The 18956-nt window shown below is 65.4% G+C and carries 23 protein-coding genes and 1 pseudogene; 6 read left to right on the top strand and 18 right to left on the bottom strand.

Going from position 1 to position 18956, the window contains the following annotated elements; all coding sequences use genetic code 11:
* Window positions 1-58 precede the first annotated feature (58 nt).
* Window positions 59-595, bottom strand: coding sequence for a nitroreductase family protein (locus NUV99_01165; GenBank protein MCR4418750.1), 537 nt, complete (start codon window positions 593-595; stop codon window positions 59-61).
* A gap of 25 nt (window positions 596-620) precedes the next feature.
* Complete coding sequence (locus NUV99_01160) at window positions 621-1169, bottom strand: hypothetical protein (protein ID MCR4418749.1); 549 nt, start codon at window positions 1167-1169, stop codon at window positions 621-623.
* 168 nt (window positions 1170-1337) lie between these two features.
* On the opposite strand from NUV99_01160, the gene NUV99_01155 reads away from it, so the two are divergent.
* Window positions 1338-3206: a hypothetical protein gene (locus NUV99_01155; GenBank protein ID MCR4418748.1), complete on the top strand. Its 1869-nt coding sequence runs from the start codon at window positions 1338-1340 to the stop codon at window positions 3204-3206.
* 85 nt (window positions 3207-3291) lie between these two features.
* Entirely contained in the window at window positions 3292-3516 is a 225-nt protein-coding gene (locus NUV99_01150) for a DUF1540 domain-containing protein (protein MCR4418747.1), read from the top strand.
* A 99-nt stretch (window positions 3517-3615) separates the two neighbouring features.
* Here NUV99_01150 and NUV99_01145 read toward each other — a convergent pair whose 3' ends face one another.
* Window positions 3616-4785 (bottom strand): LL-diaminopimelate aminotransferase, encoded by a 1170-nt coding sequence (locus tag NUV99_01145; GenBank protein MCR4418746.1) that lies wholly within the window; start codon window positions 4783-4785, stop codon window positions 3616-3618.
* A 198-nt stretch (window positions 4786-4983) separates the two neighbouring features.
* Between NUV99_01145 and NUV99_01140 the strand changes: the two genes are divergently transcribed.
* Window positions 4984-5919 carry a DUF362 domain-containing protein gene (locus NUV99_01140; protein ID MCR4418745.1) on the top strand — a complete coding sequence of 312 codons (936 nt, stop codon included), beginning with the start codon at window positions 4984-4986 and terminating at the stop codon, window positions 5917-5919.
* A gap of 665 nt (window positions 5920-6584) precedes the next feature.
* Here the strand turns inward: NUV99_01140 and NUV99_01135 are convergent.
* The 5 genes and pseudogenes from NUV99_01135 to NUV99_01115 form a co-directional block, all read right to left on the bottom strand.
* Window positions 6585-6989: pseudogene (locus NUV99_01135) on the bottom strand (phosphatase PAP2 family protein).
* A 24-nt stretch (window positions 6990-7013) separates the two neighbouring features.
* Window positions 7014-7718: a phenylalanine--tRNA ligase beta subunit-related protein gene (locus NUV99_01130; GenBank protein ID MCR4418744.1), complete on the bottom strand. Its 705-nt coding sequence runs from the start codon at window positions 7716-7718 to the stop codon at window positions 7014-7016.
* A 3-nt stretch (window positions 7719-7721) separates the two neighbouring features.
* Window positions 7722-8228: a macro domain-containing protein gene (locus NUV99_01125; GenBank protein ID MCR4418743.1), complete on the bottom strand. Its 507-nt coding sequence runs from the start codon at window positions 8226-8228 to the stop codon at window positions 7722-7724.
* A 12-nt stretch (window positions 8229-8240) separates the two neighbouring features.
* A complete protein-coding gene (locus tag NUV99_01120) occupies window positions 8241-9449 on the bottom strand; it encodes an NUDIX domain-containing protein (protein ID MCR4418742.1) in 1209 nt (402 codons plus the stop codon).
* A 16-nt stretch (window positions 9450-9465) separates the two neighbouring features.
* Window positions 9466-9987, bottom strand: a complete 522-nt coding sequence (locus NUV99_01115; protein ID MCR4418741.1) for a nicotinamide-nucleotide amidohydrolase family protein — start codon at window positions 9985-9987, stop codon at window positions 9466-9468.
* A 212-nt stretch (window positions 9988-10199) separates the two neighbouring features.
* Here NUV99_01115 and NUV99_01110 point away from each other — a divergent pair, with 212 nt between their 5' ends.
* On the top strand, window positions 10200-11213 hold the full coding sequence (locus NUV99_01110; protein MCR4418740.1) for a polysaccharide deacetylase family protein: 1014 nt from the start codon (window positions 10200-10202) through the stop codon (window positions 11211-11213).
* A gap of 56 nt (window positions 11214-11269) precedes the next feature.
* Here the strand turns inward: NUV99_01110 and NUV99_01105 are convergent, their stop codons facing one another.
* The gene (locus tag NUV99_01105; protein ID MCR4418739.1) at window positions 11270-12367 is read right to left on the bottom strand and encodes a tetraprenyl-beta-curcumene synthase family protein; all 1098 of its coding nucleotides are present in this window, start codon (window positions 12365-12367) and stop codon (window positions 11270-11272) included.
* 153 nt (window positions 12368-12520) lie between these two features.
* On the opposite strand from NUV99_01105, the gene NUV99_01100 reads away from it, so the two are divergent.
* Window positions 12521-13663, top strand: coding sequence for an NAD(P)/FAD-dependent oxidoreductase (locus NUV99_01100; protein ID MCR4418738.1), 1143 nt, complete (start codon window positions 12521-12523; stop codon window positions 13661-13663).
* Here the strand turns inward: NUV99_01100 and NUV99_01095 are convergent.
* The 6 genes from NUV99_01095 to NUV99_01070 form a co-directional block, all read right to left on the bottom strand.
* Window positions 13625-14413, bottom strand: coding sequence for a creatininase family protein (locus NUV99_01095; protein MCR4418737.1), 789 nt, complete (start codon window positions 14411-14413; stop codon window positions 13625-13627). The two genes, NUV99_01100 and NUV99_01095, sit on opposite strands and share 39 nt — an antisense overlap.
* Before the next feature lie 103 nt (window positions 14414-14516).
* Complete coding sequence (locus NUV99_01090) at window positions 14517-14903, bottom strand: PIN domain-containing protein (GenBank protein ID MCR4418736.1); 387 nt, start codon at window positions 14901-14903, stop codon at window positions 14517-14519.
* Window position 14904: 1 nt separating this feature from the next.
* Complete coding sequence (locus NUV99_01085; protein MCR4418735.1) at window positions 14905-15165, bottom strand: hypothetical protein; 261 nt, start codon at window positions 15163-15165, stop codon at window positions 14905-14907.
* Window positions 15166-15170: 5 nt separating this feature from the next.
* Window positions 15171-15620, bottom strand: a complete 450-nt coding sequence (locus NUV99_01080; protein MCR4418734.1) for a hypothetical protein — start codon at window positions 15618-15620, stop codon at window positions 15171-15173.
* A gap of 113 nt (window positions 15621-15733) precedes the next feature.
* The gene (locus NUV99_01075) at window positions 15734-16243 is read right to left on the bottom strand and encodes a hypothetical protein (GenBank protein MCR4418733.1); all 510 of its coding nucleotides are present in this window, start codon (window positions 16241-16243) and stop codon (window positions 15734-15736) included.
* A 154-nt stretch (window positions 16244-16397) separates the two neighbouring features.
* The gene (locus NUV99_01070; GenBank protein ID MCR4418732.1) at window positions 16398-16652 is read right to left on the bottom strand and encodes a hypothetical protein; all 255 of its coding nucleotides are present in this window, start codon (window positions 16650-16652) and stop codon (window positions 16398-16400) included.
* Between the two features lie 351 nt (window positions 16653-17003).
* On the opposite strand from NUV99_01070, the gene NUV99_01065 reads away from it, so the two are divergent.
* Complete coding sequence (locus NUV99_01065; protein ID MCR4418731.1) at window positions 17004-17474, top strand: hypothetical protein; 471 nt, start codon at window positions 17004-17006, stop codon at window positions 17472-17474.
* Between the two features lie 196 nt (window positions 17475-17670).
* Here the strand turns inward: NUV99_01065 and NUV99_01060 are convergent, their stop codons facing one another.
* The 3 genes from NUV99_01060 to NUV99_01050 form a co-directional block, all read right to left on the bottom strand.
* Window positions 17671-18015 (bottom strand): DUF86 domain-containing protein, encoded by a 345-nt coding sequence (locus tag NUV99_01060; GenBank protein ID MCR4418730.1) that lies wholly within the window; start codon window positions 18013-18015, stop codon window positions 17671-17673.
* Entirely contained in the window at window positions 18002-18271 is a 270-nt protein-coding gene (locus NUV99_01055; protein MCR4418729.1) for a nucleotidyltransferase family protein, read from the bottom strand. The genes NUV99_01060 and NUV99_01055 overlap by 14 nt, the downstream gene beginning before the upstream one ends.
* A 266-nt stretch (window positions 18272-18537) precedes the next feature.
* Window positions 18538-18711 carry a hypothetical protein gene (locus NUV99_01050; GenBank protein ID MCR4418728.1) on the bottom strand — a complete coding sequence of 58 codons (174 nt, stop codon included), beginning with the start codon at window positions 18709-18711 and terminating at the stop codon, window positions 18538-18540.
* Between the last annotated feature and the right edge of the window lie 245 nt (window positions 18712-18956).

Below are 18956 nucleotides of genomic sequence, written 5' to 3'. Positions count from 1 at the left end.
GAGCACCCGGTACCGCCAGTCAACTCAAGTTAACTCGAAAGTGGGGATACGTCAGACTCTAGCCCTGCCGCCCGCCCCAGCGTTCGAAATACGCGATCTCTTCCGCGGCCTTGCGCCGGCGGGGACGGGGGTCCTCATCCGGGTACCCCAGGGGCGTCATGGCCAGTACCCGCACCGAGGGAGGGATGCCCAGGACGGATCGCACCTGGTCCTCGTAGATCATCCCCAGCCAGCAGGTACCCAGCCCCAGGGAGGCCGCCGCCAGTACCAGGTGTTCCAGGGCGATGGCCCCGTCCACGAAGTGGTACGGCCGGCCCTCCCACTCCTCCGAGGCCGCCGGATTCACGCACGCCACCACGGCAAGCGGGGCCTGCACGAGCGATCCCCGGCCGGGGTTGGTGGCCGGCATGGCCTCGGCCAGCTTCCGGCGGGTCTCCCCATCCCTGACTACCACGAAGCACCAGCACTGCCCGTTCTTCCAGGAAGGGGCCAGCCGCGCCGCCTCCAGCACTGCCGCCAGCTTTTCCTCCTCCACCGGATCGGGCCGAAACCTGCGAATGGATCGCCGCCTGCCGATGACCTCCATCAGCTCCATTGCTTCCCCACGCTTCCTCCCGGTTCTAGCCCTCCAGGAACCTTACCAGCCGCTCCCGGATCCCCGCCAGCCGCTCGTCCCACACCTGACGCAGGGATTCACCCGCCTTCCGGGGATTCAGGCCGGCTATGGCCGTCCCGCTTATTCCCAGCCGCGCCAGTTCCTCCTGCGCCCGCCTGGCCCGGCGCGAAGCCGCCTCCCGTTCCTCGGCGGCCAGCTCTCCCGCAAACTGCCGGCAGGCCCGGCGCGTTTCCTCCAACCAGCGCCTGGCCTCCTCATCCTCCCGGAGGGCGGCGATCCCGTCCAGCAGGCGGTCGTAATTCTCCAGCCGAATTTCCCGGGCCAGGGCCGCCGTCGCGGCCTTTGCCACGGCCTTTCCCGCCCGGTCAGGCTGCCGCTCCACGGCCGACCGCAACGCCCGGACGTCAATTTCCTGCCGGAGGTACCGCCGGGCAAGGTTTTCCCCCACGAGACGGTGCTGCTGCTCTTCCCATTCTCTGCCGGACCCGGCCTGCTGCGCCACCCGCTGACTGCGCTCCAGGGCGATCTCCAGTGCGCTCTTTACCTTGTCCATTAAGGCCCCCCTTCCCTCCGGCGGTCTTCCCTAATTATAACAGCCGCCAGGGCAAAAGCCAACCGAAGGTGTTTACGGCCGTCCCGGGCCATGGTATCATATGCTCCGGCCGGGCATAACCGGCTTCAAATACGGACATGTGAGACGGCCCGATTAGGGGGACTGGGCATGCCGGAAGACTTCTACCTGGGTGTGAACTACTGGCCCGCCGAGAGCGGGGTAAACTGGTGGGAGGAGTTCCGTCTCGAGGAGGTGGCCCGGGACCTGGCGCTGATGCGGGGAATGGGGCTGAATTCGGTGCGGGTATTCCTGCGCTGGCAGGATTTTCAGCCCGCACCGGACCGGGTGAGTGAGGACGCACTGGCCAATTTCGGTCGCCTGGCGGACCTTGCCCGGCGCAACCGGCTGAGGCTCATCCCCACCTTGTTCACCGGCCACATGAGCGGCGAGAACTGGGACGTGCCCTGGCGCCGCGGCCGCTGCCCCTACACCGACCCCGACCTGCTCCGGGCCCAGCTTCGGCTGGTGGCAGAACTGGCCGGCCGGTACGGCCGCCACCCGGCGGTGGCCGCGTGGGACCTGGCCAACGAGCACGACAACTTCGTCCCTCTGCCCTCGGCCTCCGCCGGCTGGCTTTGGGCCCACCTCCTTACCCGGGAAATCCAGCATCTGGCCCGCCAGCCGGTAGTGCTGGGCACCCATATAACCTCCTTTACCTGCCGGGACGCCTTCCGCTACCCCGACCTCGGCCAAATTCACGACCTGCTCTGCGTGCATCCCTATCCGATGTACTCCGAACTGTGTCCCGGCAGGCCCAGCCTGCCCCCGAGCACGCTCTTTCCTTCCTTCTGCCTGAAGCTGGCACGGGCTCTGGGCGGCCGCCCGGTCCTGCTGGAGGAATTCGGCCTGTCCACCGCCGTGGCCAGCGAGGAAGAAGTCAAGGCCTATTTCCAGACCGCACTTTACAGTGCCCTGGCCGCCGGGTGTTCGGGAGCGCTGGCCTGGTGTTTTGCCGACTTCAAGCGTACCCACCGCAAGCCTTACGCCACGGTTCCCCACGAAATCGGCTTCGGGCTCACCCGGGACGGCCGGCCGAAAGGCGCGGGCGCCGCCATGGCCGATTTCGCGGCCGCCCTGTCCTACCTGCCGCTTTCCGGGGTGGAGCCCCTCCCGGCGCCGGCAGCCATACTGCTGCCCGCCCGCTACTACGACCATCCGGAGCCGGGGTTTGCCCCCCACCGGCTCTTCGGCCTCCTGTTTGCCGCCTACGTGCTGGCCAAGCAGGCGGGCCTCGACGTGGAGTTCGTTTCCCCCGAGGCGACCCTGGAGCGCTTTCGCCTCGTCATCTGTCCCGGCATGCCACGGCGCGGCAGCCTGGACTTGCCCCACTGGGAGAAACTGGGCGAGTACGTAAGGGGGGGAGGAAACCTCTACTTCTCTTTTGCCGGCGCCGCCCTACCGGAAATGGAAACGGTATTCGGGGTGCGGCTGCTCTACCCGGAAGCGGTGAACACCGCCGGCGGTGCTCTCCCGCGCACCCGGCTGGTGGTGCGGCCTCATACCGCCCGGGTGCTCTACGCGGCCCCCGACGATCATCCCTTGGCCCTGGAGAACCGCTACGGTTCCGGCTACGCCCTCCTGGTTACCGAGCCGGTAGAAACCCGGCTGGCATCTTCTCCTCAAGACCTGCCGACCAACTCGTTCTACCGCCTCTACCGCCGGGCGGCCGCCTTCGCCGGGCTGGACGTACGGCTTTGGGGCGCCGGCAACGGCACGGAAGACCAACCTCCTCTGCCGATCGCCGAACCCCCGGAGGAAGCGGGACCGGTAGGCGGCGAGGCCAAGCTGCTCACCCCGCTGCATGCGCCGGAACGAAAGCCCTGGCTACTGCTGGTAAGCCACTCCGAACGCCAGGACTACTGGCCCAATCCTCACCGGGCCGCCTGGCAGGACCTCAGTACGGGAGAACTGTTCACCGGCCCGATACCTCTGGCCCCCCACCAGGGCCGGCTACTGCGCCAGAGAGACGAGGATTAGACGGGAAGCGGGGCAGCGATCGAAGGGATATACCGTCCTCGCCGGGGCAAAATAACTGCGAGACCAACCTCGGGAGGATGACGCGGTGAACCAGCAGATCATGTGCACCGTCCACACCTGCGACTACTGGGGTCAGGGCAACGTCTGCCGGGCAAACAAGATTTTGGTAACCAGCGATGCCATCAGCAACAGCTACCCGGAAAGCGTGGACGCCAACCAGGTTACCCAACTGGTACAGCAGGTCGGCCTTACCCCGGCGAATACCTCGATGGAAACCTGCTGCAAGACCTTCACTCCCAAGAAATCCTGAGCCCGCCCCTCCCCGGGGGGCCATTGGCCGGGGCCGGGCCGGATCCTTACCGGGCGCACCGGTCCGGTCCCCACCGCTCTGCCCGGCCTGCCGGGCCGCCTAGAACTGCACCCGGCCCAGGGCCTTCTGCATCCGTTCCAGAGCCAGCTTCAACCGTTCCGTATCCACGGTGAGGGAAAGCCGGAAGTACCCCTGACCCGCCGGCCCGTATTCTTCCCCCGGCGTGAGAATCACCAGGGCCCGTTCGAACACGGCCTCCACGAATTCCGCCGAAGTGTAGCCGCGCGGCACCGGCGCCCAGACGTAAAAGCTGGCCTTGGGTCCGGCGAGATTCCAGCCCATAGAGTTCAGCGCCCCCACCACCAGGTCGCGCCGCTCCTGGTAAAGGCGGCAGGCCTCGCGCACGCAGTCCTGCGGCCCCAACAGGGCGGCTATACCCGCCCTCTGCACGGCCTGAAAACATCCCGAATCCAGGTTGCTCTTGAGCCTTCCCAGCACCGAAACCGCTTCCGCGTTACCCGCCACCCAGCCCAGACGCCAGCCGGTCATGTTGTAGGGCTTGGAGAGGGAGCCGAACTCCACAGCCACCTCCTTGGCTCCCGGCACCTCCAGGAAACTCGGGGCGCGGTATCCGTCGTAGGTAATGTCCGCGTAGGCCGCGTCGTGACAGATCAGGAGGTCGTACCGGCGGGCAAAGTCCACCGCCTCCCGGAAAAAATCGAGGTCTGCCACCGCGCCGGTAGGATTGTTGGGGTAATTGAGGAAGAGAAGCTTGGCCCTTCGCGCCGCCTCCGCGGGTACGGCGGTCAGATCCGGCAGGAAGCCGTTCTCCGGCCGCAGGGGCAGCAGGTAAGGCTCGCCGCCGGCCAGCAGGGTGCAGTTGCGGTATACGGGGTAACCCGGGTCGGTGATCAGGGCCAGGTCGCCCGGGTCCAGGAAGCAGAAGGGCAGGTGCGCCAGCCCTTCCTTCGACCCGATCAGGGCTACCACTTCGCTTCGAGGGTCTACTTCTACCCCGCGCCGGCGATACCACTCGGCCACCGCCGCCCGATACTCCGGCAACCCGACCGAGGTCGGGTAGCTGTGATTGGCAGGGTCCCGCACCTCCCGCACCATGGCCTCCACCACGTGGGCGGGAGTAGGTCGATCCGGGTCACCGATGGCCAGGCTGATGACCTCTTTACCTTCCCGGGTTGCCCGCTCTATCTTTTCTTCAATCCGGCGAAACAGGTACGGGGGCAGGTTCTGCAAGCGCTTGGATTCGCGCACGTAATCTTCCTCCCTTGGCGTGTTCACCCGTGCCCATCCGGCCCGCCGGTCCGGGCGCCGGCCGGAGGGAGCCTCCCGAGCGGCATTGAGGCTACTGTTCGACGCCCCGCCGACTTTTCCTCCCTGCCCTCTCCGGACCGGGCCGCACCAATATCCTGGCCCGATGGGGGATAAGCTAAACCGGAAAGGAGGATTGCCTTGCGTCCCCGACGTCTGAACCGTCCCATAGTGGCCCTCGCCCATGCCGAGCAGGAAACCCGGGCTCTGGAACAGGCGCTGGCCCTCCTGCCGTTGCCGGAACTCATCCGGCCCGAGGACACGGTGGTGATCACCGTCAACCTGGTTCAGCCCCGACCGGCCTCCACCGCCGTCGTAGCCTCGCCGGAGGCCCTGCGCCACCTCCTGCGCCGGGCCAAGTCCTTCCGGCCGCGCCGCCTGGTGGTAGCGGCCGGCTCCGGGGGCGCCCCTACTCCCCAGGTGGTGCGCGAGTGCGGCTTTGAACCGGTACTGGCCGAGGAAGGGGTAGAACTGGTGGACCTCAACTGCGGGCCGTACGTCGAACTGGAGCTGGCGGCCACCGACCCCGAGGTGGTGCCGGCCTCCACCCCTGTAAACCGCCTGTACCGCGAAATGACCGTCCATCTCTCCCTGACCCCGTTGAAGATCCACGCCGAGGCCACCATGACCGCCACCCTCAAGAACGTGGCCCTGAGCTGGCCGCCGGCGGAAATCCACGGTTTCCCGAAGACCCAGCGGGGCATTCACGAAAAGCTGCACTCCTTCATCGTCGCCCTGGCCCGGCACCTGCCGGTAGACTTGAGCCTGGTGAGCGCCTGCCCGGCCATGGTGGGCACCGGCCCGGCGGCGGGAAAACCGGTGTTCACCGGGCTCTTCCTGGCGGGCACCGATCCGGTGGCCACCGACGTGGTGGCGGCGCGCCTCCTGGGCTTCATGCCCCAGGCGGTGCAATACCTGTACCGGGCAATCGAACTGGGCCTGGGCGAGGGCGACCTGAAGAAGGTAGAGCTACGCGGTCTCCCCCTGGACCAGGCGGAGCTGATCTTCAGCCGCGCCGCCTACGGCCACGCCTTCGCCCTGGACCAGGGCCGCCTGCAGCCGCTGCAGGCCAAGTAACCCGGACCACAGATTGCCCTGCTTCGCCGGCGATCCTGGTTTCCCCCGTGTACCGGTCGCTTGGCCGACCGGACTAAGGCTCGAGCGTCGGGCTCCGGCGGGCTCCCCGCTTAGGCGCCTTCCGTGGCGCCGGCGCGGCTCCGGCCATCCGTGGCCTCCGGCCCGCCTTCACCCTCGCTCTCGCCGAGTCCGGTGCCCGGCACGCTCTAGGTACTCGGTGAAACCAGGACTGCCGGCGATCGTCGGTACTAACAGCCCAGGCGGCGGAAGAGCCGCGGCAGCAGCCCGAAGCCCGCCAGGCTCAAGACCGCGTACCGGCCGAAGGCGTACGCGTAGCCGGCGGGCAGCCAGCGGCCGGCGGCCAGCTGCAGGCCGGCCAGGATTCCCAGGCCCAGCAGCACCCGGACCAGCGCCCGGCCGCCCCTGGGCCGGTCTTCACCCTGACCCGCCTCCAGGAAGTAGCCGGCCGCCATGCCCGCCAGCCCTCCGGCCACCCTGGCCGTTACCTCGGTACGGTAGAGGAGCAGGCTGATCAGAAAACCCAACCCCGCCAGCCACCACAGCCGCCTGTCCGGCCCTGCCTGCGCACCGCCGGCCGGGCGAGAAAAGCCCCACAGCAGCGCCACCCCGAGCAGCGCCCCGCCCAGCACGTCCCGGGGAAAATGCAGCCCCAGGTAGAGACGCGACACGCCGATCAGCCCCACCAGGGCTACGGCCGCCCACAGGGGAATCTTCCCCGCCCGGGTCAGCGCCCCCCAGAACACGGTGCCGTTCTGGGTGTGCCCGCTGGGGAACCCGTACCCGGTGCCGGAAGCAGCAAACAGCACCCGCACCTCGGCCGGCGAGGGCCTGGGCAGACGGCAGAGATCCTTGACCAGTTGGTTGGTGAGCACGGAAAGGCAGAAGAAAACGCCCAGGGTCAGCCCCAGGCGGCGGTTTCCCAGCCAGTAGGTCAGGGAAACGATGACCAGAATGACTTCCTCACTGCCGAGCAGTGTGGCCGCGATGAAGAATAGATCCAGAGGCGGGCTGCTCCAGCTCTGCAGCGCCCGTATGAGTTCCGACCCCATCCCCTGCGCTCCCCGTACCCGGTTCTAGCCCAGATCGGCCTCGGGGTTCCGGGAGTCAAGGTAATACGTCTTCACCCGGGCGCCAAACAGCTCGGCCAGCAAACGCGCCAGGTCCTCCCGGGCGGCAAGCACCGCCTGCCGGTTGGCGTCCTCGAAGCCGTCGATGGGGAAGAATATCCGGCTGCTGGCCGGGGTGATCATGCCCCTGGACCCCTGGCGCCAGATCCAGCGCCGGGTTCTCACTCCCTCCGCATCCGCGTACACCAGCTCGCCCGGCTCCACCGCTTCGGCTTCGGTCTCCCCGAAGGGGATGAACCGGTCTCCGGCACGGCTGAAGCGCACCTCCAGGTCGCCCTCCACCGTGTCCAGGTCGTGGGCCCCCATAGGCACCAGATACCGCAGGCAAAGGGCGTTCACCACGTTTACCACCGGATTGACGTCCGGAAGCTCTCCCCCCTTCACCACCCGGTTCACCAGCGCCTCGATGGAGCTGGGGAACCTGTTGGGGTTAAGACCCAGCTGCCGAAAGGCCTCCCGGTAGGGGACGAGCCCGGGGTGCTCCTTGGGTCTGACGTCCGCCATGCGGACCCGCACCTCTTCGGCGGCCAGCCGCAGCAGGGCCACCGACCTCTCGCCCAGACCGTCCTGATTTATCCCTTCCCCTACTACCACGCCGAAGCATACGGTCGGCAGGGCGGCAAACACTTCCTCGACTATCCGGAAGCGCAAAGTTCACCCTCTCCCTTGGCCCATCTCCTGCAGGCATTCTTCCACCAGGGCGATAAACTCGGGATGTACGTCCACCACCGTGATCTCGAGATCCGTGACCGGGCCCAGGATGCGGGCAAAGGCCCGGGCCACCTCCTCCCGCGGCACCCCGCCCACCCCGGTGGCCAGGGCGGGAAGGGCGATACTGCGCACCCCGTACTGACGGGCCTTTTCCAGCAGGCTCAACAGGCACTTCTCTACCACCGCCAGGCTGGAGCGCTCGGCCGGCCGCTTCATGGTCACGGCGTGGAAGATGTAGCGCGCCCGCAACCGGCCGGCCCCGGTAACGTATACCTCTCCCGGCTGCGGGTCCTCCCGACGGCAGACGGCTATGGCCTCATCCTCGATCTCCCGGCCTCCGGTCCGGCGCAGGGCCCCGGCCACCCCGCCGCCCATGGGCCCCAAACCGTTGGCCGCGTTCACCAACACGTCGGCCTCAACCCGGGTAAGGTCTCCCACCAGGCACTTCATCCCCGCACCTCCTCAAGCCACTCCTTCTTCGGTCACGATCCTGGCGACCAACTCGGCGGGTATGCGCTCAAACCCTTTCTCCAGGACCACTTCGCCCGCACTCCGCTTGAAACCGTCCGCCGCCACCACCAGCGGCACTCCCCGGGCTGCGGCCCGCCGGGCCAGGGAAAGGCTGGGTGCCCCGTTTACCACCGAACCGTCGGGCAGCAGGGCATCCGCTCCCAGCAGCACCATTTCCGCCCCGGCCAGGCAGGCCTCCAGCTCACCGACTCCGAAGACCTGAGCCGAGACTCCCTCTTCTTTCAGAAGCTCGGCCAGCCGCACCCCGTGGCCCTCGCAGTCGGCGACCCGGACGGCAAACTCCCGGCCCTCCTGCCGGGCCCGGCCGGCCGCCTCGATCAGGGCCCGGGCCACGGTGGCACTGAAGCTCGCCGTAGCCACCACCCGGCTGCGGCCCACCACCTCGGCGGCACGCCGGGCCGATCTGACCCGGCAATCCTCCATCTCCTGCGCCAGATCGCGCGTCACCCCGGCGGCCGCCGCCTGGACCTCCTCCGCCTTCGCCGCCCCGCCGGTCCGACGCCGCAATTCCTCCAGCCAGCGCCGCGCCGCCGCCCCCAAAGGCACCATGCTGGGGCGGACCTCTTCCAGGCTCCGGCCAACGCCCTCAAGCTCCTCCCATAGAGACGCCAGGGAAGAGGCGGTACTCAGGACTGCGGCCCGGTCCAGCACTTCCAGGGCCCGGCGGGCCAGGTAGGCGGCGCCGTGCTCGCGGTCTGCCCGGAGGGCCCGAAGGCCGTCCAGCACCTCTGCCCCGTGCGCTACCCGCTCCCAGGTCTGGACCAGTTGCGGCACCGTGTCGTAGGTGCGGATCTCTTCCGGCCGCACCCAGCGCATTTCCGTATGCTCCCAGTCCAGCCGTATCCGCTCCGGCTCCTTAACGGCCAGAAGAAAGGGATGTACCAGCCAGCGACGGCCCGGGCCGGGATCCTCCACCGGCAGAGGCCGGCCTTCAAAGTACGGCCCTATCTGCCCGCGGGAGAGCCCGGTTTCCTCGGCCAACTCCTTCCAAACCTGCTCCCGGGGACCGAGCCCGGGCTCCACCGAACCGCTTATTCCCGCCCACCGCCCCCGGTAGCTGCCCACCGCCTGGCTGCGGCGGAAAAGCGCCACCCGGCCTTCGTACTCCAGGAAGGCCGTAACTACCTCCCGAGGCTGCACTCCCCTTCCCTCCCGGTCAGGACGGCCCCGCCCGGCCGCGGCCCTCCAGATAGGCCACCAGCCAGGCCAGCGCCGCCAGGGCCGCCGCCTGGCGGTTCTGGTGCCGGTCGCCTTCCAGCCGCAGTTCCTGCACCTGGGTGCCCTCCGGGGTGGCCATGCCCAGGTAAAACAGGCCCACCGGTTTGGTCTCCGTGGCTCCGGCAGGCCCGGCAATGCCGGTATCCGCCAGCCCGATATCCGCCCGCAGCAGCCGGCGGACTCCTTCGGCCATCTCTCGCCCTACCTGCGGGCTTACCGCCCCCTGCTCGGCCAGGACTACCGGGCTGACCCCCAGCACCCCCACTTTCACGTCGTTGGCGTAGGCCACCACTCCCCCCCGGAAGTAATCGGAACTACCGGGGACCTCGGTGATGAGGGCGGCGATGAGGCCGCCGGTGGCGGATTCCGCCGTGGCCACGGCAAGCCCCTGCTCCCGCAGGAGACGGCCTGCAGTTTGGGCCAGGGCCAGCGGCGCCACCAACTCTTCGGCTACGGTCATGGTTGTGCTCTCCCCGCCGTGGAATTTCGGTTCAATAGTTTCTCCCTCACCCAAACCATCTCCTGCCCCGGCCGCATCTGTTGGCCGGCTGCACCCCTGCGGCCCGGGTTCCTCCCCGAAGCCCGCCCGCTTCGCCAACCCGCAAATTTCGACAAAGTGGCGAACCGCCGGACCTCTTTCGTCGTCTTACTAAATAGGGGAGGGTTCAGGGCATGACCGGGCAAGGAGCAGGACTATCGGGAGCGTCGGCAGAACCCACGCCGGGAAGCGGCCACCGTTGGGCTCCGGTTTTCGCCCTCGTCGGCCTGATCTTGCTGCTGGTTCTGCCCCTGCCGGCGGGCGCTCCCGGTCTCACCTGGGCCCCGGGCGGCCCGTATTCAAGGGAAACCAACTTTGCCCCCCGCCCCGTGCTGTTTCCCGCCGCCTTCGCGCCCGGACCCGCCGCAACTCGAGGCAGTAATCCCCTGCCGGTGGCCCTCGATGCGGCCGGCAACTACCGCCTGCACCTGCTCCCGAGCGACGAGATACCCGGGCCCGTACTGCCCGGCCTGGCCCTGGCCGCCGAAGGCTCGCAGGCGCCGCCGTCCCCGCCACCCCCGGCAGAACCCGCACCGGCGCCCGTTCGCAAGGTCTTCACCCGCGAGAAGGTCGTCGCCCTCACCTTCGACGACGGTCCTCACCACTTGACCGAAGCCTATCTGGCCGTGCTGTCCCGGGCCGGGGTGCGCGCCACCTTCTTCCTGGTGGGCAGCCGCGTCTCCCGCTATCCGGAACTGGCGAAGCGGATCGCGGAGGCGGGCCACGAAGTGGCCAACCATTCCCTGTACCACGCCCGGGCGGGCGCCAGAACCCAGGAACTCCTCCGCGCGGAGCTCGACGAGGCGAACCTCCTGCTGGAGAAAACCGCCGGCGCAAGGCCGGCTCTGTTCCGGCCGCCCTACGGCGAGAAACCGGAAACCCTGCTGCAGGCGGCCGCGGCCGCCGGCCTGACTACCGTGGCCTGGAGCGTGGACCCTCGCGACTGGGATGACCCGCCCCCCGGGGTCATAGTAGACCGGGTCCTGGAAGAAATACATCCCGGAGCCATCGTCATCCTGCACGAGGGGCATCCGCATACCCTGGAGGCGCTGCCGCAGCTGCTGGGCGCCCTCGGCCAACACGGCTACAGGTTCCTCACCGTTTCCGAACTCATAGCTCTGGGCTCGGCACCGCCTTCCCGGCCCTGAGCCGGGACCGGCACCCGGCGCCGCGCAAGGCCGGCGGCGCGGGCCCCCGCTGCTTCTCAGAGCCCCAGGCGTCGCACCATCCGACACAGCCGGTACAGGCGCCAGGCGTCCGCGCCTGCGGCACTCAACAGCCTCTGCCGCAGGTCGGCCAGCTCCTGCTCCTCCACCTTGGGGTCGGACAGGTAAAGCGACAGCAGCCCCACCACCAGGGTTCGGTGAAACCCCGGGTCCGGCAGTCTGGCCACGCGCCGGCCGGCCTCTTGGGCCAGGTAGAGCAGGCGGTTGGCGGCCTCGCCCCGGTGGCCGTAGCAGGCAACGAAGTTGAGGTCGCCTCCCAACTGGTCCTCGTGCTGATCGATGAGGTAGTCCAGAAGAATGTGCAGGGCGCATACCCAGGGGAAGTAAGCCCCCAGGAAAAGCTCCACCTGCTCCCGGGACGGCGAGGGCCGGCTGGCCAGGGCCATCAGCCCGAAAAGGCCCAGGGTGGAACCGGTCGCGGCCGCAAGCTCCCACCAGGCCAGCCCGGACCGGATTTGCCTCTCCAATTCCGCCAGCCATGCCTTCACCCGGATCTCCCTTTCCTTGGGGCTCAGGTGCTTGGTGGCCTGAAGCTGGTTGTACCAGCCGGCCAGCCGCACCGCCTCCTCCCGAACCATCTCCCAGGAAGGCAGGCGGGACAGGGCTTGCTGGCAGGTCCACACCAGAGACTGCAGATAGCCCCCGTCCTCGCAGTAGGGGTAGGCGGAGTAGTAGTCTTTCGGAGCTTCCCCCGGAAGAAGCGCGTCCACCAGACTATGATGAAGTTGCCGGAAAGCCCGTTCGTCCTCCACTCCCAGCCGGTCGCACAGGTTGTCCAGATAGTCGCTGATGGTCTGAAGGGACACCACCGCCCGCACCAATGGACCACGGTAGGCCGGGCTAACCCACAGGGCAAAGAAGCTCCCGCCCTGACAGTGAAAGCGCTTCTTTTCCAGGCTGGCAAGCGCCATGGCCCGCAGCTCCGGCCGAGGGCAGGCCTCGGCCTGTCGGCGCCAGCCTGACAGCTCCCTGGCCACCTGAGGCAGGACCACCCACAGGTAGCTTCCCATGGCCGGCGCCGAGACGTGGCCGCCGTCCCGGATCCCCGCCGCCGGCAGGCGATATTGCGCCCCCACCCTTGCTCACCTGCTCCGCGTATGGTTACGGCAGTTATATTCTACCTCTATTGCCGGCCGACCTTCCGCGAGTCTTACGGCAGGAATCCCTTCCTTTTTGTCGAAGCGGCAACAATAGCCCGCTTCTAAGCCCGTTATGGTGGAGGATGGAAGTTGCTCGATGCAGTGGTAGCCGGCGCCGGACCGGTAGGGTCCTGGGTGGCCGCCGGTTTGGCGCAGGCAGGTTACGAAGTACTGCTCGTGGAAGAGCATTCCCGGCCGGGCTTTCCCGCCCGCTGCACCGGACTCGTGGGCGAACAGGCCTTCCAAGAGTTCGATCTCCCCGGGGAAGTGACCCAGCGCCGCATTTCTTCCTGTACGGTGCACGGGCCCGCAGGAAGCCGGCTGCGCTGGCAGGCCCAACACCCCGTAGCCAGGGTCGTGGATCGTCCCCGCCTCGACGCCCTGCTGGCCGAGCGCGCCCGCGAGGCCGGGGCGCGTCTGCTGCTGGGCCACCGGGTCAAGGACGCGGCGGTCGGGCCCCGGGCGGTGGAGATAGAACTGGAAGCCCTTCCCCGGCGCCTCGCCGCCCGGGTGCTGGTACTGGCGACCGGAGCCAGGTCAAACCTCCCGGAGAAACTGGGACTGGGCCGCCTGCCCGGCTATGTCTTCGGAGCCCAGGTGGAAGCCGAGGTGGAGGGCCTCGAAGAAGTGGAGGTCTACCTGGGCCGGGACCTGGTACCCGGCTCCTTCGCCTGGGCGGTGCCCGGACAGGAGAAAAGGGCCCGGCTGGGGCTGGTAGCCTACAGCTTCCCCCGCGAACACCTGCAGCGGTTTCTGGACGATCCCCGGTTGAGGCCGCGATTGAAGGGCGCTCCCGCCGCGGAGGCAACCGTGGCCCCCATTCCTCTGGGAGCCCTGGCCCGCACCGTGGGCCACCGGGTACTGGCGGTGGGAGAGGCCGCCGGGCAGGTGAAGACTACCACCGGCGGGGGTGTGTATTACGGATTGGTGGGCGCGCGCACCGCGGTAGAAGTACTGGTCCGGGCCCTGAGGGAAGACCGTCTGGACGAGCAGTCCCTGGCCGAATACGAAATCCGCTGGCGCCGGGTTCTGGGAAGAGAGCTGGAGTACGGCCTCAGGCTGCGAAAGCTGGCCCGGAATCTGGACGACCGCACGCTGGCCCGGTTCCTGCACCTGGCCCAGCAGGACGGGGTGCGCTTAATACTGCGTTCCCTGGGACGGTTCGACTGGCACGCCTCGCTGATAGCCGCGCTCCTAAACGGCCCCCTCGCCCGTACGGAACGACGCCGCTAACCACTTTTCAACCTCGTCGGCCAGAGCCTCCGCCTGGATCCGGTACAGCCTGGCTCCCAGTTCGGCGCTCGCCTTCGCCGGGTCACCCAGATAACCCCTCGTGGCCCCGGCCGCTTTAAAGTCTTTCGCCCCCTCTTGAAACTTCCGGCGGATATCTATCCAGACGGGCGGCAGCTCGCGGAAATTACTCCTGACCATTTCCGGGAACTTCCACAGGTAAAACGCCGTTTCCGTCTCACCGGCGTGAATGTCCAGTTCGGGGTGCTCGCCCTTCAAGAGCGAACCGATCTTGGGAAGCGAGCTGATGATCGCCCTTGACACCAGCACGGAAATGCCGAATTCCCTCGCCGCCTCTGCGGCCGCGCGCAGGGCAGCCAGGTTGGGCACTTCCAGGTGGTGACAGTTGACCACCATCTTCTTGAAGCCATGGCGGGCGAACGACCTGGCGATATCCAGAACCAGTGAGGTCACCGTTTCCCGCGCGAGCGTGACCGTACCGGCAAAGGGCATGGCCACATCGGCCAGGGCGTAGGGAACGGCAGGGGCGATGGCCACGTTGATGCCCCTCTGGGCGATGAGTTCCGCGGCCAGGTCGCAAAGCACCACCGCTCCGTCAAAGTCTACGCCTAAGGGGAGGTGAGGACCGTGGGCCTCGAGCGGTCCCATGGGCAGCATGATTACCGTCTCGTCTCGGGGCAGCCGGTCGATTTCTTCATAGGTAAGCTTCGCCAAGTAGTATACTCCGGCCATTACGCCTCTCCTTTCTCCGGCATGCGAACAGTCCCGCCTGAAACCGTTTCCGGCAATGCGAGCCGGCAGGATCATCGTCTGGCCGGGTCGGCCATCCTTAGGGCTAGGAACGGCTATAGGGCTCCACTGTCTTTAGCCCCTCAATATCCCGGTAGTGCTTGGCGTTGAAGGTGTATAAAGGCGTGCGGAGACCTATGGCGGTCTGAGCGATCAATACATCAAGTACTCCCACATTGCTAGAAAGGTGTAGGCGCGCAAAGGTCGCCAGGGCTTGGTCGCAGCCTTCGGGCTCGGGCCACAGTACCGCGTAGGGCGCTACTCTTTCCTCGAGCCTTCTCTGCTCGTGGCTGTTGCGGCAGCCCTGTATGAGTTCCATAGCTACAGAACCCGGCAGCACAATCTCCGCATCGCCGAGGCTCTCCAGCCAGGCCACTGCCGGCGGGTAACCCCGTAGCACGTCAACCATTACATCGGTGTCCACGACAATCATATTAATCCCTGCCGCGACGTTCGGCCTGCTCTCTCAGTTGCCGGGCATAGGCTGCACTATCGCCAATATCCTCCCGGTCCTTCCACATGCCCACCAGACCGGAGGCCAGAAGGTGGCGCGCCGTAAGCGGTGGCTTCGCTTGGCCCGCCTTGACGGGGCGTACCGTCATTTGCACTTTTTCCCCTTTCCTAAAGGGCAGGTCATGGAGATAAATCTCACCGTCGCGCTCCACCACGGTCTCCAGACGCAGTTCACGGACCACGATGCTCACCTCGCCGGCAGTTTGCACGGTTCGTCGTGTCGGACGCCACCTCCATTATACCCTGCCCAGCCTACCGGTACTAGCAGCATGACCCTCACTGAACGACTGCAGATTTCAGCCGAACACTGGCTGTACTGGTAACCGTCCGGGTGTGCCTGTTTATATTCCATCCACAGAAGCTGTAAGGTGACCCCTTTGCGTGCCAGTTCCCGGTGTATCCACTGCATGTCTATCGGTGGGCGGGCAAATCTGGGCGCGTTGCGTTGAGTATACATCTGCCGTTCCAGTTCCGCTTCGCACAACTCTTGCGGCAAGGGCCAGCTAAGCCCTATGGCCTTGGCCCGGCGGATGACGTCTCCCACGGTGCTGTGCGACATGCCCAGGCTTTTGGCAATATCGCGCCGGCTCATTCCCAGTCCAAAGTGAAGCCGCAGTACTTCCTTGGTCTTGCGCATGGATAACCTCCTGTTGGCCATGGCCTGCCACCCCTCCTCCTGGTCTTGCCAGAGGGGTTCCTCCTAGAGAAGACTAAACCCTTCGGCCGGGCCTGGGTTTGCCGACGCCTGCCTTACGTGAATCTCGCTAATACATACCCAATTAAACCGCCCGCGACAACCTTTACTATGTCCCATACAGTCGCCTTCAGCCTGCGGGAGCGCTCTTCCTTGATCTCCTTTATGCGGCTCTCGACAAACATATCCACCTCGGTTAGGGCCTTTCTTTGAAGGTCATCAAGGATCCGCTTGACTTCTTCCATGGGATATTTCCCAGGGTCCCACCGGCGGCACGCGTCCGTGTACAGCCTCTTACTTTCGGAATCCACGAACTGCTCAATGGAACTGCGCACGTGTTGCCAATCCGCAATTCCCGGCTTCAGCGCAGCCACTTTCTCGAGCAAACCCATGATTTCCGCCTGAAGGGCTGTCATCCCGGTTTCGGCGTAGGCCTTCATGGCGATGCCGCTGTGTAGCGCGCCTCTGCGTATCATTTCCTCCATCTTATCTTCTATCGCCTGTTTCACTGCATCCCTTGCGCTCGGATATAGCCTATCGAGCTTGTTAAGAATGGATTCCTCCAACAGGAATCACTCCTCCGACCGGTATGGATAAGGGTAGAGAACCACGGCCCCTGTTCGATGAGATCGAAAGCGCCTCGTCTTGGCGAGTGCCTCCCACAGGAGGCACGCGGTTGCCGCGCCCCTGACCGCACTCCGCTGCTTCCTCAACCCAGGATCAGATTCTTGGTAGCACTGAATCACAACCTACTTCCCTAAAGATCTTGCCTACGGGACAGTTGAAGCATGCGGTAGGCGTGACCTCGTTGGTAGAGTCCCTACCCTCGCGCCGGGCCGCCCGGCACACCAGCGTTCCCATTCCCTGCTGCTGAAGGTGGCAACTGATGTCGTCTCCTTCGCGCGGCACCGTCAGTCCCATGATAGACCACCCCACAAGAATGGTTTCACAAACATTTATTTCCACATACGCCAACCCACTTCCTTCAACGACCGGTCGGCAGTCTGACCAGCCTTTGTTAGAACCCTTTAAAAGTGGCCTTTGCCGCCACGGCGATCCCTCGCCGAGCTGCGGCGGAACTCTGCCTGCGCCAGCAGGCCTGCGTCGACCTGAGTCCCTGGGTCATCTGGACATGGGCGCTCTAGGAGCCACGTCCTCGTAGCCGCCATAACGCGATAACGGCGCTCCTTCACCCCGATCAAGGCAGCCGTGACAAGCAAGCAGGTGGCAAACTCCCGGTGAACGGCCGTGAGCAGGGTTTCCCTGATCAAAGTAGAACCCAATCCACATCCGGATACCGAAAAGCACGTAGGCGGAGGGAGGAGTATGAACGCCTTTGAGGACATAGTAGCTTGCCATCTGGAGGAACAGGGCTACTGGGTCAGAAAGTCGGTTAAGCTCAACATCTCAAAAGAGGAGAAGAAGCGCATCGGCCTCCCTTCCATGCCAAGGCCGGAAATAGACATTGTGGCCCTGAAAGTCAGGGACGGGGAGTTGTTGCTGGTAGAAGCGAAGTCCTATATTGATTCGCTAGGCGTTCGCTACGCCGATGTGACTGGGGCAAACCCCGCCTGGGCCAAGCGTTATAGACTGTTTACAGATGACACGTTTCGTCGCATAGTCACTGAGAATATCACTAAAGAGTTTCTCAACAGGGGGCTGATCAGCGTGGGAACCCGCATAAACTACGCCCTGGCCGCCGGCAATGTCTATTCTACGATGAACCCAAGATCAGGGACTACTTCCTGGAAAGGGGCTGGATTTTCATTTCCCCTTCAGAGATTAGGGAGACAATAAGAAAACTGGCGGAGAAAGGGTGGGAGGACAACCTGATCACCATTGCCGCGAAGCTCCTAAGCAAGTAGGTGCAACAACTGTTGCAGAACCTCGTCGTCTACAGCAACCTGGCAGTGGGCCAGCCTTTATCCCTCCCGGCAGCGTTGGGGTTAACGACTTCTTATCTACCAGAGGGTGGGTGGCCCCATAATCCCGCCTAACTCTTTAACTGCTTAATCACCGTTTGTACCTGCTCCCCTAAAAGGGCCAGATCTTCCTGAACAATTTCCCAGACCACATCGAGATCAAGATTGAAGTAATCGTGGACAATACGGTTCCGCAGAGCAATAATCTGCGTCCACGGTATCTCCGGCCACTGGGCCCGCAGCTTTTCGGAAATGTTACGGCCAGCCTCTCCAATTATTTCTAGCCGACGCACCACAGCGTCCTGCAGCACGGGTTTTCGGAGAAACTCCTCTTTTGTTACTCCGGCCAAGTATTCCCGGATGTGCTCGATGGCCTCTGTAATATGTTGCAGGTATACCGTATCATCTCTCTTCATAGAGGATCACCATTTCGCTATAAACGTGGGAACGAATGAAGGGACTCAGAGCGCTTTCGCTGACCAGATCCACCTTTCGTCCCACCATCTGGCTCAGCCTTTCCTCCAGGCTAAACCACCTCAGGCCCAACCGCGGGCGTTCTTCAGGCGGTTTGAGCGTCACCAGAAGGTCAATGTCGCTGTCGGGCGTCAGATCATCTCGTACGAATGAGCCAAACACGGCAACGCGCTTGGCATATGGCTTCAGCTCAGGCACTACCTTTGCGCGCAGCCGATTAAACCGTTCTTGATAAGCCGCGGTGTCCATCAATGCCACACCTCGAACACTCTTCACAAAGAGTATACCATTCTCTGGGGCATGGGACAATTTTGGAGTGGTCACCGGCTGTGTCAACCTTTAGTAGGTGACACGTATTCCGGTCCCAATCAGGAGGACTGATTACTGCCTACCCGAGTTCTAGGGAGCAATGGGTCAGCGGCCTTGGCACGCGTTTGACCCAGGGCTGCCCGCTGGAGGCGCCGTTATAAGGCCAGTACCCGGGCCAAGAGCCAATGCCGTAGCCCATGCATGACCTTGAGGTCATCCACCCGTAGCACGACCGCCGCCTTTTCCTTTACCGTTTCTTTGAACCGCCCGGACACGATTATATAACGGGCCATCTCACCATTGGCCCGCCTGGCTACGCATCTGGCCATGGGGCCGTCTCGTTTTGGGCCGGTGCTCCTGAGTCCTTCATCCGCCGGGCTGTGTGGCGCTAGACCCGGGCGCATTCTTGGCAGCCGGGCCGCGACTTCCTTATGCACCTTCTCCTCACGCCTTCACAAAGGAACTCATCTTGCACCTCCCGGGGCCGAGCCCGGCCTCCGCAGAGGCCCTGACCTCAGGGGCACCAGCATCCTCGCCCGCGCTTGCTCCGGCCGTGCTGAAGGCACCGCGAGGA

Source organism: Clostridia bacterium, from assembly GCA_024653205.1.
Taxonomy (GTDB): Bacteria; Bacillota; DSM-521; order Neomoorellales; family SLTJ01; genus JANLFO01.
The sequence above is the reverse complement of the archived record's forward strand: the minus strand, read 5'-3'. Positions and strand labels throughout refer to the sequence as shown.

Excerpts from the sequence above, each read along its gene's own strand:
- NUV99_01090 (MCR4418736.1), bottom strand. The coding sequence starts at position 14,903 with ATGATTGTCGTGGACACCGATGTAATGGTTGACGTGCTACGGGGTTAC.
- NUV99_01065 (MCR4418731.1), top strand. The coding sequence starts at position 17,004 with ATGAACGCCTTTGAGGACATAGTAGCTTGCCATCTGGAGGAACAGGGC.
- NUV99_01080 (MCR4418734.1), bottom strand. The coding sequence starts at position 15,620 with ATGCGCAAGACCAAGGAAGTACTGCGGCTTCACTTTGGACTGGGAATG.
- NUV99_01155 (MCR4418748.1), top strand. The coding sequence starts at position 1,338 with ATGCCGGAAGACTTCTACCTGGGTGTGAACTACTGGCCCGCCGAGAGC.
- NUV99_01110 (MCR4418740.1), top strand. The coding sequence starts at position 10,200 with ATGACCGGGCAAGGAGCAGGACTATCGGGAGCGTCGGCAGAACCCACG.
- NUV99_01125 (MCR4418743.1), bottom strand. The coding sequence starts at position 8,228 with ATGAAGTGCCTGGTGGGAGACCTTACCCGGGTTGAGGCCGACGTGTTG.
- NUV99_01160 (MCR4418749.1), bottom strand. The coding sequence starts at position 1,169 with ATGGACAAGGTAAAGAGCGCACTGGAGATCGCCCTGGAGCGCAGTCAG.
- NUV99_01050 (MCR4418728.1), bottom strand. The coding sequence starts at position 18,711 with ATGGCCAGATGCGTAGCCAGGCGGGCCAATGGTGAGATGGCCCGTTAT.
- NUV99_01095 (MCR4418737.1), bottom strand. The coding sequence starts at position 14,413 with ATGGCCGGAGTATACTACTTGGCGAAGCTTACCTATGAAGAAATCGAC.
- NUV99_01060 (MCR4418730.1), bottom strand. The coding sequence starts at position 18,015 with ATGAAGAGAGATGATACGGTATACCTGCAACATATTACAGAGGCCATC.
- NUV99_01115 (MCR4418741.1), bottom strand. The coding sequence starts at position 9,987 with ATGACCGTAGCCGAAGAGTTGGTGGCGCCGCTGGCCCTGGCCCAAACT.
- NUV99_01165 (MCR4418750.1), bottom strand. The coding sequence starts at position 595 with ATGGAGCTGATGGAGGTCATCGGCAGGCGGCGATCCATTCGCAGGTTT.